The organism is Pseudoxanthomonas winnipegensis (assembly GCF_004283755.1).
GTDB lineage: Bacteria > Pseudomonadota > Gammaproteobacteria > Xanthomonadales > Xanthomonadaceae > Pseudoxanthomonas_A > Pseudoxanthomonas_A winnipegensis.
In genome coordinates this window covers 1-14,697 of sequence record NZ_SHMH01000017.1, presented here as the reverse complement: position 1 = coordinate 14,697, position 14,697 = coordinate 1, and the positions used below count along the sequence as shown (strand labels likewise).

Below are 14,697 nucleotides of genomic sequence, written 5' to 3'. Positions count from 1 at the left end.
GCTCGATCACCTGCTTCACCGCTTCGGCCTGGAACTCATCCGTGTACTGCTTGCTGTTGCCCATAAACACCTCGGTCATTGCCATCAATTATGGCAACCGGATGTCTACGAAAGGCTGGCCGGTCCACACCCAGAGCCAGCGTGGCGCCTGCCAGCGCGGCTATCTTTGCGGGGCTCGCCTCGGGGTCAAGGATCACGAACTTGCGCGCCAGCGCGATCAGACCGATGAGGATCACGGTCTTGACCTGGATGATGCTGTCCCGACGCAGCGCCACGCGCACAATGGAATGCTTGAACTCCATCGCGATCAAGAGCGTCATGATCATGCCGAACACACTCTGGAATACCTTGTGATCCAGGGGATTGAAGGCATCGAGGACCAGCAGCGTGAAGACGATGGCGATGAGCTGGAACAGCGACACCACGATGATGACGGCAATTACCGCCGACAGAACGAGGGCGACGACCTGCTCGAAGCGATCGTATAAACTCATGATGGCCCATTGGTCACGGAAGACCTGAAATGGATTGCGGCCTGTTGACTTCATGCAGATGGACTCCCTGCGACATTGCCGCTGTCGAGACGGCGGCGCATCGCACTGATGTTTCGTTCAACGAGCTCGGCCGACATGCCAAGCGACGACATCACCTGTTCCGCCAGCCCAAGGGCCGCGGCAAAGGATTGCTGGTGTACATGCACGTTGGGCATGGCGCGAAGTGCATCGGCCGCGGTCGTACTTCTGCATGACACCCACAAGGTCAGCGCCGGACGGCGCTCGGCAATCGCCTGGGCGATGCGCAGCACTTGCTGGGCATGGTCGAACGTGAGCACCACCAGACGCGCTTGCGCCAACCCGGCAGCCAGCAAGGTATCGGGGCGACTGGCATCGCCATGGAACACCGGCGCGCCGGCGGCACGTGCGGCCTCGACCTTCTGCTCGTCTGCTTCCAGCAGCAGATGCGCCACGCCCGCGTGTCGAAGAATTTCGCTGACTGTCAGGCCAAGCTCGCCCGCGCCGCAAACGATGACATGGTCTCGATATCGCGCTGCCTGCGCGGCGATCTCGACATCTTCAGCCTGGGGTGGCTGAACGACGCCGCCGGTGCGGCTCAAGAACCGGGCAAGCACATCGTGATGGCGGATCAGCAGCGGTGCCAGGGCCATGCTGAGCACCAGCGCGACCAGCATGGGTTGTACGACGGTCGCGGGAATCAGATGCTGCTGCAAGACCATGCCCAACAACAGCAGGGCGAACTCGCCGCCATGCCCCAACGCTATGCCCGTGCGCCAGGCATCGAGGGCGGACAGGCGCGTCGCCCGCAAGGCCAGGGTGTTGAGCCCGATCTTGACCGGTACCAGCACTGCCAGCCACGCGAACACCGCCAGTGGTGCCGAAAGAATCTGCGCTCCGTCCAACTGCAGGCCGATGGTCACGAAGAACACCCCCGACAACACATCGCGAAACGGTTTGAGGTGGCTTTCCATGTGGTGACGGAAGTCGCTCTCGCCCAGCACCATGCCGGCCAAAAACGCACCCAGGGCGGCGGATACGCCGATCGCGTGTGCAGCAGCGGCGGCAGCCACCACCACGCACAAGGAGACGAGCACGAACGATTCCTCGTGGCCCTGCCGCGCCACCCAGCCCAGCAGGCCATGCAACAGACGGCGTGAGGCGAGGGCCGCTGCCGCGAACAACACCAGCACGCCCAGCACTTCGAGCAGCACGCTCTCGATCTTCGGCGACTCGCCGCGCGCCCAGATCGCCAGCAGAGCCAGCAGCGGCACGCTGGCCAGGTCCTGGAAGACCAGCACGGCGATGGCGCTGCGGCCGTGGCGGGTGGTGAGCTCGCCTTGGTCGGCCAGCTGTCGGCTGACCAGCGCCGTGGACGACATGGCCGCTGCGGCGCCGAGCAGTGCAGCGCTCTGGGCTGGCTGACCCAACCCGATCAGCACCAGGGTCAGTGGCGCAGCCACAACGACCATCTGCAAACTGCCAGCCACCAGTACGGTCTTGCGAGTGAGCCAAAAGTGCCCGAGGGAGAATTCCAGCCCAACCATGAACAGCAGCAGGGCCACGCCCAGCTCGGACAGAAAATCAAGCGCTTCTCCCGGCGCGACTACACCGCTGACCGACGGGCCCAGCAAGGCGCCGACGGCGAGGTAACCCAGCAAGGCGGGTACTCTGAACGCCGCCGTCGCCACCGCCGCGAGGCTGCATGCCGCCAGCAGGATCAGGGTGGCGCCGAGCAAGTCCTGCATCGGTCAACGCCCCACCTGTGCAGATGCCCAGCGCACGATGTCCTGCGCGCCCAAGGCGCCGGCCTGACGCCCGATCTCCCGCCCACCCTGGAACAGGGCGAGCGTCGGAATGCTGCGGATGCCGAACTGCGCGGCCAGGTGGGGTTCTGCCTCGGTATTGACCTTGGCCAGCCTGACCCTGGGTTCGAGCTGGCGCGCCGCTTGCTGGAACTGAGGGGCCATCATCTTGCACGGCCCGCACCAAGGTGCCCAGAAATCGACCAACAGTGGCAGGTCGCTGCGCTCCACGTGGCGCGAGAACGTCGCCGTGGTCAACTCGATGGGTTCGCCCGTGAACAAGGGCTGCTGGCAGCGGCCGCAGTTGGGATGTTCCGATAGCTTCGCAGTCGGTACGCGGTTGATGGACTGGCAATGCGGACAGACGAGGTGAAGATCATTCTTCATGGTTCGCCTCCTTGGACCACAGTGAGGCTGCCGCGCTTCGGTTCACAGACAATGCCGACCAATCAACGCCTTGGAGCCAATCGTTCCCGTCTTTGCTTACTCCGGCCTCTTCCAAATGAGCAGCGATGAACGCTTCGGCCTGCATGAGCCACCTTTGGACAGTATCTTCCTTACCAGGAATCAGCAGGATTTCAGAGACGCTGCTGGTATCCAGCCCGTCCACACGGATAAGCAGAAAAATGCGCCGCCACAAACGCGGCATGTCCTTCAGCAGGTCGAATGCAAAAGCGAACTCGCTCGACCGATCAACTAGCTCCTCCTGTTCCGCGATCGTTGCGGCATCGGGATGCTGACTGTCAGCGATGATATCGGCTAGCCTGAGTGTGTCATCGGGCTGATAGAATTCGAAGACTTCCTCTTCCACCATGGCCTCGGCGACGTCCTGGGCATCCGCTTCGATCGGCGCGTCCAGAGAAACGAATTCGCCAAATTGCCGGCTGTTTGCCACTTCGTGATCCAGGACGGCGAACAGATGCTTCAGAAGACCGAAGTAAGCCGCTTTTTCTTCCGGCACGGATTGCCATTCCACCTTAGCTCGGACAATCGCTTCATCCACCACGTCGCGCAGCGTCGGATAATCGCGCGGTAAATCGCCGACGGCACGCAGATAAGCCAGCTCACGCCTTGCGACAGCCTCAAGTTTCGACAGTAGAGGCATTCGGGTCACTTTGGCCTCATGGGCGGCTGACGCGGGTTTTGCGGCAATTCGCACCTTGAGCTCGCGCAAGCGCTCGCGTCGTGCTTTGCGCTTGATTTGGTCCTGAGCATGCAGCCGGTCAAAATGCTTCTTGGCCTGACGGAACAACGACTGTGCGAGCATCTGCGCGAGGGGCGTCAGCTCGTCATGTGATGCAGTAACGCTGACAATCTTTTTGCCGGGCAGGTGCATATAGCCACTGGCCAGAAATTGCCGCTTGGTCTTGTCGCGATCAAGGACGATTTGAAGTCGCACTGAATCTTTAGTGTGTTTGTCGAGCAGTGGCTTGAGGTCGCGCTCGATCACATTTCCCAAAGCTCTCTGCCATGGTTCATGAAACTCTTTGTCGATAGCTCGAAAGCTATATTGAATCTGCATGCATGACTCCTTTGATGTCATTTCTATGGAGCCACGAACCGAAAATGCTCATATCCATAGAATTTAGTTTGACCTGCTCTTATCCCTGGCGCGTTTTGCGAAGACGCCAACTCAAGAACAAAAGCGTGACACCATAGACTGCCGCATAGAAGCCCAACAGCCAGCCTGCGGCCAGGAATGACTCGGCCGGACGGGAAAAAAATATCCACAAGACAATAGCGCCAAGGACAATCGAGAGCAGTCCACTGAAGGCAAGCCAGATTTCACCCTTGATTTCTTGACGCAGCCGAACCGCGGCGGATATCTCCAGCACACCGGTGAAAATCGCCCAGAACCCCACGCTAGCCCATAAAAAAGAAGCCATGACCAACGTGACGACCCAAGGGGCGACCAGGACGACGACGCCGGCAAGCATGCCGACAATGCCGCTGAACAGCAGCCAGCCCCAGCGCTCTTTTTCCTGGATATGGCGCACCGCTGCAACAAGATTGAACGCGCCATTGACCAAGGAAAATGCGCCAAACACCAAAGTCATGGCCAACAGAGCCGACTGCGGCACCCAGAACGCAAGGACTGCAAAAATCAATGCCAAGACGCCACGCAGCGCGAAAAGCCACCAATTTTGGCTCAGCGAACACAGTGCTTTGGTGGGGTCATCCGCATTGGAATTGGTGATGGTGTCTGTATTCACGCTATATCTCCTAAAGATCTAATGGGGTGAAAAAGCAAACACTCCTGAGCCAAGAGAGGGGTGCGACGCGCCCCTCTTACGCCCTATCCAGCGGTTTCAGAACAACTTGGACAGCTTTGCCTTGATTTCATCGAGCCAGCCTTTTCCGCCGCCTCCCCCAGCCGTCTTTTGCTTGATTTTCTTGAGTTCATCGTACAGGGGCTCAAAGTCCTTCCTTTTTCCATAGCCCAGCAGTTCTGCCATTTCCAACTGCTGCCGGGCTTCGTTCAATAATGTCTCCAGGCGCTCATTGGACGCTTCGCTCCGCTGACCATCTTCTACCAGGGGCTCGGCGCGCTTCAGGAGCAGCCTGGCGCGCAGGGCGGGCAGCGGATGCACGCTGCGCGTCTCGACCAGCGTGCTGAGCGCTGCCTGCAGCGCGGCTTTGGCTTCTTCAATCTTGCCCTGATCGATCAGCGGCACGACTGACTTCACGGCTGCGGGATAGGACGCCAGAGGGATGTTGGTGACCGCGATCACGATTTCACTGGCCAGCAAAGCCAGCACGTGACGTGCCTGTTGCACCTCGCCATGTTTGAGGGCATCCAGCGCCTCGTCGGTCATCGCCTCAATGGTTTCCGTGTTGGCGAACAAGTCGTGCACGATGGTGCGCACATCAACGGGGGCCAGGGCGAGCGTGGGTTCGCGCGCAACGATCAGCTCCAGCTTTCCCGTCACTTCGGCCAGCGTTGCCAATGCGCGTGCAGCGTCCTTGCCGTCAAGTGCGGCCAGCGCTGATTTGGTCAGCGCCAAGGCCGAGACGGCCTCATCGAGGACTTGTTTACGTTTGTCTGCCGCCTGCGAGTCCGTTTCCTTCTGAACCTCAGGCTGTACCTCCGTGACGACTTCAGGCTTGGCCTCTGGACTGACAGGAAGGCTGCTTACCGCGGCCTGTTCGTTTATTTCTTTGTTCGTCGCATTGGGATTCGATGTTTGCTCATTCATGGTGATATGCCTCGTATGAGTTAGTGAAAATAGGCGAATCTATTGGGCTGACTGCGCCCATCGCGAGACTAGCCAATGGTGCAGTCAGCTCCTTCACCACATCAAGACAGCCTTTGGATGCGCATCTTCAACTCGTCGAACCACCCCTTGCCGCTTTTTCCTCCGGCGGATTTCTGCTCGATAGCCTTCACCTGATCGAAGATGGGCTTGAAGTCCGCCTTCTTGCCATAACCCAGGATCTGCGCCAGCTCGATTTCCGTGCGCACGTAGGCCAGCAGGGCGCTGAGCTCCTCGCTCTGTTTGGCATTGCGCTTGCCGGTCTCGGCCAGCTTTTCCGCTTTTGCCATCGCGGCTTCGGCCCGTAGCACGGGCAGAGGAAAGGCGACCGAGGTCATCACCATCGTGTTCAGCGCTCCGGCGAGCACCGCCTTGGCATCGTCAATCTTGCCGCTGTCGATGAGCCGTGCGGCCGACTTGATCGCTGCCGGGTACGTTGCCATCGGCAGGTTGTCGGTTTCGATCACGATTTCGCTGGCAAGATTGGCGACGATGGGCCGTGCCTTTTGCACCTCGCCATCATCCAACAACTCCCGAGACAACTTGACCGCTTTCTTGACCGATTCCACGTCGGCGTGGATGTCATGGGTGATGACGCGTACATCGACGGGCGCCAAAGCAAGTTTTGGGTCACGCGCCAATACCAGTTCCAGCTTTCCGCTGGCCAGTTCCAGCGCAGCGAGCGCCTCCTTGGTCTTCCTTGCATCAAGGAGGATCAATGCCTCATGGGTCTTGGCCAGCGCAGTGATTGCATCTTGGGCGAGTTTGGCGCGCTTTCCCGCGGCTTCCCGGGCGACCTTGTCATCTACCTGTGGCTGTGCCGCCTTGGATGCGGCAGAGGGTGCTGCAGCACCTGGGCTAGAACCTGCCGCCGATTGGGCCAGAGCCGGTCCGCTCAGTCCGACGACGACCGCCAGGGCAAGTGCGGAGAAGATGTATTGTGGCTGTTTGATATTCATGATCTTGGGCTCCTGATTGAAGTTAGTTGACTGAGATTTCAATCTGTTTCGGTTTGGCTTGCTCGGCCTTGACAAGCCGCACTTCCAGCACGCCGTCTTTCATCGAAGCCGTCACCTTGGTCGGATCAACGTTGTCAGGCAAGACAAAGCTGCGCACAAAGCGGCCATACGCACGTTCGATGCGGTGGAACTTCTTGCCCTGCTCCTCTTTTTCCAGTTTGCGCTCGCCGCTGATGGTGAGCACGCCGTTTTCCGCGCTGACGCGCACGGCATCCTTGGGGACCTCCGGCAGATCCAGCTTGAGGATGAATGCGTTCTCATCCTCGCTGACGTCCACCATTGGTGCCCAGTCCGCCGTGGTCATGGCTTCGTTGCCGGTACGGGCGCCCTGTCGCTGGGGTGTCCGTCCCAACATCGTCGCCAGGCGGTTTTGCAATTCATCTAGTTCCCGGAAGGGGTCCCACGGAGTCAATGCAGACATATCGGTTCTCCTTGAACAATGCCGGCGAATTGGATGACGCACCGAACAGAGCCGCCGGCTCACTCTGAATAGCGCCTACTACTTTTCGTTTCTATCTAGAATAAGTCCTTGGGTCAATTGAAGGATGTCGTTCTCGTCGAGCGTTTCCCGCGCCAGCAGTTCGCGCGCACAACGCTCCAGCACCGCGCGGTTGGTGTCGAGGATCCGGTAGGCGCGCTCGAACACGCCCATCACGATGTCGCGGATGGCCTGATCGATGCGCGCCTGGGTGGATTCGGCCACCCGGCAGCCGCCGTGGGCCAGCTCGGGGACGTCGAGAAAACGCGGCCGCTGCGCCTCAAACGCGATGTAGCCGAGCCCCTCGTCCATGCCAAAGCGGGTGATCATGTCGCGCGCGATGTCGGTGGCTCGCGCCAGATCGTCTGCGGCACCGGTCGACAGTTCGCCAAACACCAACTTCTCTGCGGCGCGCCCGCCCAACAGTACGGCGATCTTGTACTCCAGATCGGCGCGCGTCATCAGGAAGCGGTCTTCGGTGGGGCGTTGCAGCGTGTAGCCCAGCGCGCCGATGCCGCGCGGGATGATCGAGATCTTGTGCACGGGGTCGGTGCCGGGCAGCGCCAGCGCCACCGGCGCATGGCCCATCTCGTGATAGGCCACGGTTTCCCGCTCCTTGGGATTGAGCACGCGGTTCTTCTTCTCCAGGCCCGCCACGATGCGCTCGATGGCGGCGGTGAAGTCTTGCAGTTCCACAGCCTGCGCCTTGCGCCGCGTCGCGTTCAGCGCTGCTTCGTTCACGAGATTGGCCAGATCAGCGCCGGAAAAGCCGGTGGTCAGCGCCGCCACCTGTTCGAGATCGATATCCTGAGCCAGCGTCACCTTCTTGACGTGGACTTTCAGGATGTCCAGCCGTCCCTTCTTGTCGGGCCGGTCCACCAGCACCTGGCGGTCGAAGCGACCGGCGCGAAGCAAGGCCTGATCGAGGATCTCCGGCCGGTTGGTGGCAGCGAGGATGATCAGCCCCACCGAACTGTCGAAGCGGTCCATCTCCGTGAGCAGCTGGTTGAGGGGCTGTTCGCGCTCGTCGTGGCCGCCGATGGGCCCGTCGGCGCCGCGCGCGCGGCCCAGTGCATCGAGTTCGTCGATGAAGATGATGGCCGGCGCCTGCCCGCGCGCCTGTTCGAACAGGTCGCGCACGCGCGCCGCCCCTACGCCGACGAACATCTCGACAAACTCTGATCCGGAGATGGAGAAGAAAGGCACCGCCGCCTCGCCGGCAACAGCCTTGGCCAGCAATGTCTTGCCGCTGCCCGGTGGGCCCACCAGCAACACACCTTTCGGGATGCGCGCGCCGAGACGACCGTAGTCCTGCGGGTTCTTCAGAAAATCGACAATCTCAACCAACTCCGCCTTGGCTTCGTCGACGCCAGCGACATCGGCGAAGGTGACGCCGGTGTTCTTCTCCATGAACACCTTGGCGCGGCTCTTGCCGATGCTCAGGAAGCCGCCCATGCCCTGCTTGTCGGCGAAGCGGCGGAACAGGAAGAACCAGACGCCGAAGAAGGCCACCGCCGGCAGAATCCAGGAGAGCACATCACGTAGCCAGGTGCTTTCCACCACCCGCGCGTAAGGCACGTCGTACTTGGACAGCCGCTCGGCCAGGTCGGGTTCGACGCGCGTGGCCACGATGGTGGTCTTGCCCCGGCTGTCCGGCGATCTTGGCCGCCTGCCAGTAGTTCTGCAGCGTCAGCAGCAACAGACCGGCGACGATCCAGTAGCCAATGTTCCATTGATCTTTCTTTTCCATGGGCAGGGTACCTCGCAAGTCGTGCCGCTAGAGAATGGGGGTGAACAGACGGGCCACCCCGTCGCGCAAGCGGATGGCCAGCGGGCGGGCGCGCAACGCCATGGCCGATATCTCGTTCGATGCATCACGGGCGGCATCAAAAAGGGATTCCAGCCGCGTAGACAGCGCGGTGTCGTACACCTCCACATTGAACTCGAAGTTGAGGCGCAGGCTGCGCGCATCCCAATTGGCCGAACCCAGGCAGCACCACTGGCCGTCTATCAGCATCAGCTTGCTGTGGTCGAACGGGCCAGGCCGTTCGAAGATGCGCACACCGTGCTCCAGCACCTGCCAGTAGTGGGCGCGCGCGGCCCATTGCACCGTGGGATGGTCACCGTTCGCAGGCGTCAGCACGTCGACACGCACGCCGCGCAACGCAGCCGTACTCAGCGCCGCGATCATGGGCTGATCGGGGACGAAATACGGTGTCCAGATGCGCACCGAATGCTTCGCGGCGCTCAAAGCGCCCATGAAGGTCCAGCGCATCCGGTCCAGGGCGTCATCGGGACCGGCCTCGATGCCGCGCGCCCAAGAGGTTCCCTGCTCATCAGCCGTTACCGGCGGTTCGCCCCAGTAACCCTCGCTGAGCCGCTCGCCCGTGGTATCGCACCAATCATCGGTGAAGCACCGCATCAGATGCGCAACCACTGGCCCGCGCAGACGAAAGTGCAAATCGTGACAGGCCTGGCCCGGCGCATCGGGCCGCCAATACGGGCTGCAGATGTTCATGCCACCGGTGAAACCCGTCTCGCCATCGATCACCAGCAGCTTGCGGTGATTGCGCAGATGCGCGGCATGCAGGCGCGCGGGAATCAACGTCGGGTTGAACGTCGCCGCCGGAACGCCGGCGCGTTGCAAGGCGCGGTAGGCGCTGCTGGGCGTCCAGCGGGCATACACGTCGTCGATCAGCACCCGCACTTGCACGCCGCGCTCATGAGCCCGGCGCAGCGCATCGACGAACTGCGCCCCGATGCCTTGGCTGTCGAAGATGTACGAGGCCAAGGCAACGCTGTGCCGCGCCGATTCGATGGCAGCGAGCATGGCCGGGTAGGCCTGCTCGCCATCGACAAGCGGCTCGATGCGGTTGCCGCCGGTCAGCGACTGGCCGGTGGCGCGTCCCACCAGGTGGGCCAGACCGGCAAGCGGCGGCGATACAGCCTCGGGCATCGTGGGCGAGAGGTCCTGCCGAACAGCAGGATCTGCCCCCGGGAAGAGCCGCCGCGCCCGCCGCTGGTAACGGTTGATGCCGAACAGCCCATACAGCAGCGAACCGCCCAGCGGCAACAAGGCGATCAGCAGTATCCACAGCGTGGCCGATCGAGGGTCACGCTTGTAGATGACCGCGTGCCCCGCTGTGGGGACAGCGACCGCCAGCGACACGAGGGTGGCTGCCCATGTCAGCCCGTTGGGGTCGGACACGACAGCCTCCCATCGCTCAAGATTCGCCGCCCGCCGGCTTCTTCTTGCGCTTAGGCTTGCTCTCGCCGTTCGGCGGTGCCTCGGCCACGTTCGCGGCATCGGGCTTATCAGGCTCGGCCGGCTGCGCGGGTGGCTCCTTGCGCTCGAAGACGACGCGTTCGGCCTTGTCGTCCCAGCGGGCGCTGGCGTGATCGCCCTTGCCGATACCGCCACCCAGCATCTCGCGCGCCAGTGCCGTCTCCAGCTCGCTGCGGATCAGCCGCTTGAGCTCACGCGCGCCGAACTCGGGCTTGTAGCCTTCCTCCGCGAAGTGATCGATCAAGGTCTGATCGAAGGTCAGCGTCACGCCCTGGCTGGCGGCGTTGCGGGCCACACGATCGAGCTGCAGGCCGACGATATGGCGGATCTCCTCCTTGCCCAGCGCATGGAAGACGATGATCTCGTCGATGCGGTTGAGGAACTCGGGGCGGAAGTGTCCGCGCAGCACGTCCATCACCTCGGACTTGGTCTTCTCGTATTCCTCGCCGGCGGCGCCACGGGCCTTCAGCCGACGCTGGATGATGTCCGAGCCCAGATTCGAAGTGGCGATGATGATGGTGTTGGTGAAATCCACCACCCGGCCCTTGCCGTCGGTGAGGCGACCGTCGTCGAACACCTGTAGCAGGATGTTGTAGACGTCGGGGTGCGCCTTTTCGATCTCGTCCAGCAGCAACACGCTGTAGGGCTTGCGACGCACCTTCTCGGTGAGCTGGCCGCCCTCGTCATAGCCCACATAACCCGGAGGCGCGCCCACCAGGCGTGCCACGGTATGGCGTTCCCCGTACTCGGACATGTCGATGCGCAGCAGCGCACCTTCATCGCCATAGATGGACTCGGCCAGCGCCTTGGCGAGCTCGGTCTTGCCCACGCCGGTCGGCCCGAGGAACAGAAAAGTCGCCACCGGCTTGCTGCCTTCGCGCAGGCCCGCGCGCGCCAGACGCACGGCATCGGCCACCGCGCGCACCGCTTCGTCCTGGCCCACCACGCGCTCGTGCAGCCGCTGCTCCAGATGCAGCAGCTTCTCGCGCTCTTCCACCGTCAGCTCGTTGACCGGGATGCCGGTCAGCCGCGAGACGATCTGCGCGACATGCTCGGCTTTGACTTCGGCGCTGCCCGAGGCGCGCTCGCGTTCCCATTCCTCGACGAGCTTCTTGAGTTCGGCCTCTTTGGCCTCGATGCGCTTGCCCAGCTCGGCGGCCTTGTCGTACTGCTTGCGCGAGGCCAGATAGTCCTGCTCACGCCGCAACTGATGCAGTTCGGACTCCAGCTCTTGCACCGCCACCGGGCGCGCCGTGGCCGACAGCTTCACGCGTGCGGCTGCCTGGTCGAGCAGGTCGATGGCCTTGTCGGGCAAAAAGCGCGCGGTGATGTAGCGGTCGGACAACTCGGCGGCGGCGATGATCGCATCCTCGGTGATGCTGACCTTGTGGTGCGCCTCGAAGGTGTCGCGCAGGCCGCGCAAAATCATCATGGTCTGCGCTACCGTCGGCTCGGGCACCATCACCGGCTGGAAGCGACGCTCCAGCGCGGCATCCTTTTCGATGTACTTCTGATACTCGTTGAGCGTGGTGGCGCCGATCAGGTTCAGCTCGCCGCGCGCCATCATCGGCTTGAAGACGTTGGCCACGTCCAGCCCGCCTTCGCCGCCACCCTGGCCGGCACCGACGATGGTGTGCACCTCGTCGATGAAGAGAATCAGCTCCCCCTGGTGCTCGGTCACTTCCTTGAGCACCTTCTGCACGCGCTCCTCGAACTCGCCGCGGTACTTGGCGCCGGCCACCATGGCATTGATGTTGAGTTCGACCAGGCGCTTGTCACGCAGCGTTTCGGGCACTTCGCCTGCGACCATGCGCTGCGCCAGCCCTTCGACGATGGCGGTCTTGCCGACGCCGGGTTCGCCGATCAGCACCGGGTTGTTCTTCTTGCGCCGGGCCAGCACTTCGATGGTCGTCTCGATCTCCTGCGCGCGGCCGATGACCGGATCGAGCTTGCCCTCGCGCGCCATCTTGGTGAGGTCGCGCGAATACTTGTCGAGTTCCGGCGTATTGGTCGGCGTCTCGGCACGGCCGTCCTCGGCCCCCTTGCCGACCACCTTGCTCACCTGCTGGCGCAGCGCCTGCGGCGTGAGCCCGTAGCGGCGCAGCAGGTTGGCTGCCAAGCCTTCGCCTTCTTCGGCCAGGCCGATCAGAAAGTGCTCTGGCCCCACATAGGAATGACTCAACTCGTTGGAGGCCACGAAGGCACGGCTGAGCGCATCCTTGACACGTGGCGACACGCCGATCTCGCCTTCGAACGGCTTGTCGCCACGCTTGGCTTCGGATTCGATCTGCCGCTTGAGGTCATCGACCTTGATCTTGAACTGCCCCAGGATGGTCTTGACCACGTCGCTGTCGGTCAGCGCCAGCAGCAGGTGTTCGGTATCGACTTCGGGCCGGCCGAACTCGGCAGCATGTTTGGCGGCTTCCTGCAACAGGGCCTCAGACTGTTCGCTGATACGGCTGGCCAGCCCACTGCCGCGGCGGCGCGCCGTGCCCGCCGTTGCGGGAGCGGATTCGCCGAAAGACGCATCGACCACTTCGTCGGCATCAGCCGCCACGGACGGTGCATCGTCACCGATGCGGAAGAAGTCGCTGCCGAGGAAGTCTTCGAACAAACCGCTGCGCGAGCCAAACAGAGCCTCCAGCGGCGAGACGGTGCGCTTTTGCTGGCGCACCAGTTGGCGATAGTGATCGTCACACAACAGCATGGTGCTGTGGCGACCATTGAGATTGGCTTCCACCCGCACCGTGGCGGGCTGGCCGCAGACTTGGCACTGCTTTCTGGCCATGCTGATGCTCCTTAAAGGGACTGATTTGACGAGGCACCGAAGGTCACGGCGCCTCGCCATTCACTTGGTTGTTTTTCGGAGGACGAGCCGATCGGCGTCAGCCGTTGATCGGGATCGAGCGCCCCTGCCTGGGGGCACTGGCCTCGCGCTTGTCCATCGTGATCGTGAGCACGCCGTTCTTGAAAGCGGCCTTGATCGTTTCCTGGTTGGCATCGGCCGGCAGATTCAGGGCGCGCTGAAAGCTGCCGTAGGAACGCTCCACGCGGTGGAAACCACCATCCTTCGTTTCCTGTTCCCGATGCTTCTCACCGCGCACCAGCAACACATCGTTATCGAGCGTGATCTGGATGTCCTTTTCCTCGACCCCGGGCACTTCCAGGGCGATCTTGTACTGCTTGTCGGTCTCCTGGATGTCCAGGGCCGGCTTCAGCAGGCCCGGCCACTCCGACGGCCAGCGTGGCATGGCCAGCGTCGGGAAACCGAAGCCTCGAAACGCGTCGTCGAACAGGCGATCGATCTCGCGATGCAATTGCAGGATGGGGCTGACCGACCCACCCGCCACCGGCAGGTCATTGCGCTGCACCGGCAGCGAGGCAGTGCTCTGTTGTTCTTCCTGCTCCTTCTTGAACCAGTTCCAGGGAGCCAACTTCTTGAAATCAATGTCCATGTCACACCTCCAGAAGAAAAATTGAAGACTCTCGCTCACTCCGCTTGCCTGCGGCGACGGACAGCGCGCCCAGGCGACACGGAGTGTTCCGCTGACTTTGGCTGCTCATCTGTGCGTATCCCCTCCTTCTTTCTGCCTGCTTGGGTCTGATCATTGATCCATCGATCGACTTCACTTTGGCGAAACCGCCACGTCCCGCCGACCTTGAAGGCCGGAATCTCCCCGTGCGAGGCGAGCCGGTAAAGCGTCCGCTTGCCGACTTTCAAGTAGGCAGCCAATTCGTCGAGTGTGAAGATCGCCTGCTGGCGCGCTGTCATATCACCCCCACAAGTTCCGTCGTCACCCGGCCTCGCCTGAGGAAGTTCTTGCAAGACTTTGCAACATATTGCGCCTGCCATGCCGAAAGTCAAGCGTCAACATCCAGCGATCTGCTGGCTGAACCGCCCCGGAAATCCCGGAGGCTCGTTGGTGTGAGTCACGCCGCCATGGCGAGCTCACGGGTCTGCTGATAGTAGGCTGCTTCAGCTTCGGCTGGGGGGATGTTGCTGATCGGCTCCAGCAGGCGTCGAAGATTGAACCAGTTCACCCATTCCAGCGTGGCCAGCTCGACGGCCTCGAGGCTTTGCCAGGAGCGACGGTGGATCACCTCGGCCTTGTACAGTCCGTTGGCAATACCCTCAATCAGCAGATGTCCGCTTCGGGTCGCATCACGCCTTGATTCTTGACGTAGGAGAACCCTGGCCACCCCCTTCATCAGGAGTTGGACCGACCAGAGTTCCATAGACACTCAGTCGCCGCTCTGCGCGTAGCGCTTTTCGAACTCTACCGGTGACATGCCGCCAGCGGAACCATGCCGGCGAATCGGGTTGTAGAACATCTCGATGTAGT

At 62.1% G+C, this 14,697-nt stretch carries 13 protein-coding genes and 1 pseudogene; all 14 read right to left on the bottom strand.

All coding sequences use genetic code 11. The features are described from left to right. Positions 1–35 precede the first annotated feature (35 nt). Positions 36–548, bottom strand: coding sequence for a phosphate-starvation-inducible PsiE family protein (locus EAT51_RS20170; RefSeq protein ID WP_228258009.1), 513 nt, complete (start codon positions 546–548; stop codon positions 36–38). Continuing rightward, positions 545–2,260, bottom strand: a complete 1,716-nt coding sequence (gene kefB-GI, locus EAT51_RS20165) for a heat resistance system K+/H+ antiporter KefB-GI (RefSeq protein ID WP_099539962.1) — start codon at positions 2,258–2,260, stop codon at positions 545–547. The genes EAT51_RS20170 and kefB-GI overlap by 4 nt, the downstream gene beginning before the upstream one ends. Before the next feature lie 3 nt (positions 2,261–2,263). Further along, complete coding sequence (trx-GI, locus tag EAT51_RS20160) at positions 2,264–2,704, bottom strand: heat resistance system thioredoxin Trx-GI (protein WP_012761376.1); 441 nt, start codon at positions 2,702–2,704, stop codon at positions 2,264–2,266. Then, positions 2,694–3,839 carry a hypothetical protein gene (locus tag EAT51_RS20155; RefSeq protein ID WP_130518473.1) on the bottom strand — a complete coding sequence of 382 codons (1,146 nt, stop codon included), beginning with the start codon at positions 3,837–3,839 and terminating at the stop codon, positions 2,694–2,696. Before EAT51_RS20155 ends, trx-GI begins: the two co-directional genes overlap by 11 nt. A 79-nt stretch (positions 3,840–3,918) precedes the next feature. Further along, positions 3,919–4,530 carry an HdeD family acid-resistance protein gene (locus EAT51_RS20150; protein WP_130518471.1) on the bottom strand — a complete coding sequence of 204 codons (612 nt, stop codon included), beginning with the start codon at positions 4,528–4,530 and terminating at the stop codon, positions 3,919–3,921. Positions 4,531–4,626: 96 nt separating this feature from the next. Next, the gene (gene yfdX2, locus EAT51_RS20145; protein WP_130518469.1) at positions 4,627–5,514 is read right to left on the bottom strand and encodes a heat resistance protein YfdX2; all 888 of its coding nucleotides are present in this window, start codon (positions 5,512–5,514) and stop codon (positions 4,627–4,629) included. A 101-nt stretch (positions 5,515–5,615) separates the two neighbouring features. Beyond that, on the bottom strand, positions 5,616–6,530 hold the full coding sequence (gene yfdX1, locus EAT51_RS20140) for a heat resistance protein YfdX1 (RefSeq protein ID WP_130518467.1): 915 nt from the start codon (positions 6,528–6,530) through the stop codon (positions 5,616–5,618). A gap of 22 nt (positions 6,531–6,552) precedes the next feature. Continuing rightward, complete coding sequence (gene hsp20-GI, locus EAT51_RS20135; protein ID WP_005409665.1) at positions 6,553–7,011, bottom strand: small heat shock protein sHSP20-GI; 459 nt, start codon at positions 7,009–7,011, stop codon at positions 6,553–6,555. Between the two features lie 78 nt (positions 7,012–7,089). Beyond that, the gene (gene ftsH, locus EAT51_RS20130; protein ID WP_425478202.1) at positions 7,090–8,697 is read right to left on the bottom strand and encodes an ATP-dependent zinc metalloprotease FtsH; all 1,608 of its coding nucleotides are present in this window, start codon (positions 8,695–8,697) and stop codon (positions 7,090–7,092) included. A 148-nt stretch (positions 8,698–8,845) separates the two neighbouring features. Continuing rightward, the gene (gene cls, locus EAT51_RS20125) at positions 8,846–10,276 is read right to left on the bottom strand and encodes a cardiolipin synthase (protein WP_130518463.1); all 1,431 of its coding nucleotides are present in this window, start codon (positions 10,274–10,276) and stop codon (positions 8,846–8,848) included. A gap of 16 nt (positions 10,277–10,292) precedes the next feature. After that, on the bottom strand, positions 10,293–13,142 hold the full coding sequence (gene clpK, locus EAT51_RS20120; RefSeq protein WP_130518461.1) for a heat shock survival AAA family ATPase ClpK: 2,850 nt from the start codon (positions 13,140–13,142) through the stop codon (positions 10,293–10,295). A 97-nt stretch (positions 13,143–13,239) separates the two neighbouring features. Further along, on the bottom strand, positions 13,240–13,809 hold the full coding sequence (locus EAT51_RS20115) for an Hsp20/alpha crystallin family protein (RefSeq protein ID WP_130518459.1): 570 nt from the start codon (positions 13,807–13,809) through the stop codon (positions 13,240–13,242). Positions 13,810–13,844: 35 nt separating this feature from the next. Continuing rightward, on the bottom strand, positions 13,845–14,126 hold the full coding sequence (locus EAT51_RS20110; protein WP_130518457.1) for a helix-turn-helix domain-containing protein: 282 nt from the start codon (positions 14,124–14,126) through the stop codon (positions 13,845–13,847). Positions 14,127–14,284: 158 nt separating this feature from the next. Then, positions 14,285–14,476: pseudogene (locus EAT51_RS20105) on the bottom strand (IS3 family transposase); the annotation flags it as partial. Positions 14,477–14,697: the final 221 nt, after the last annotated feature.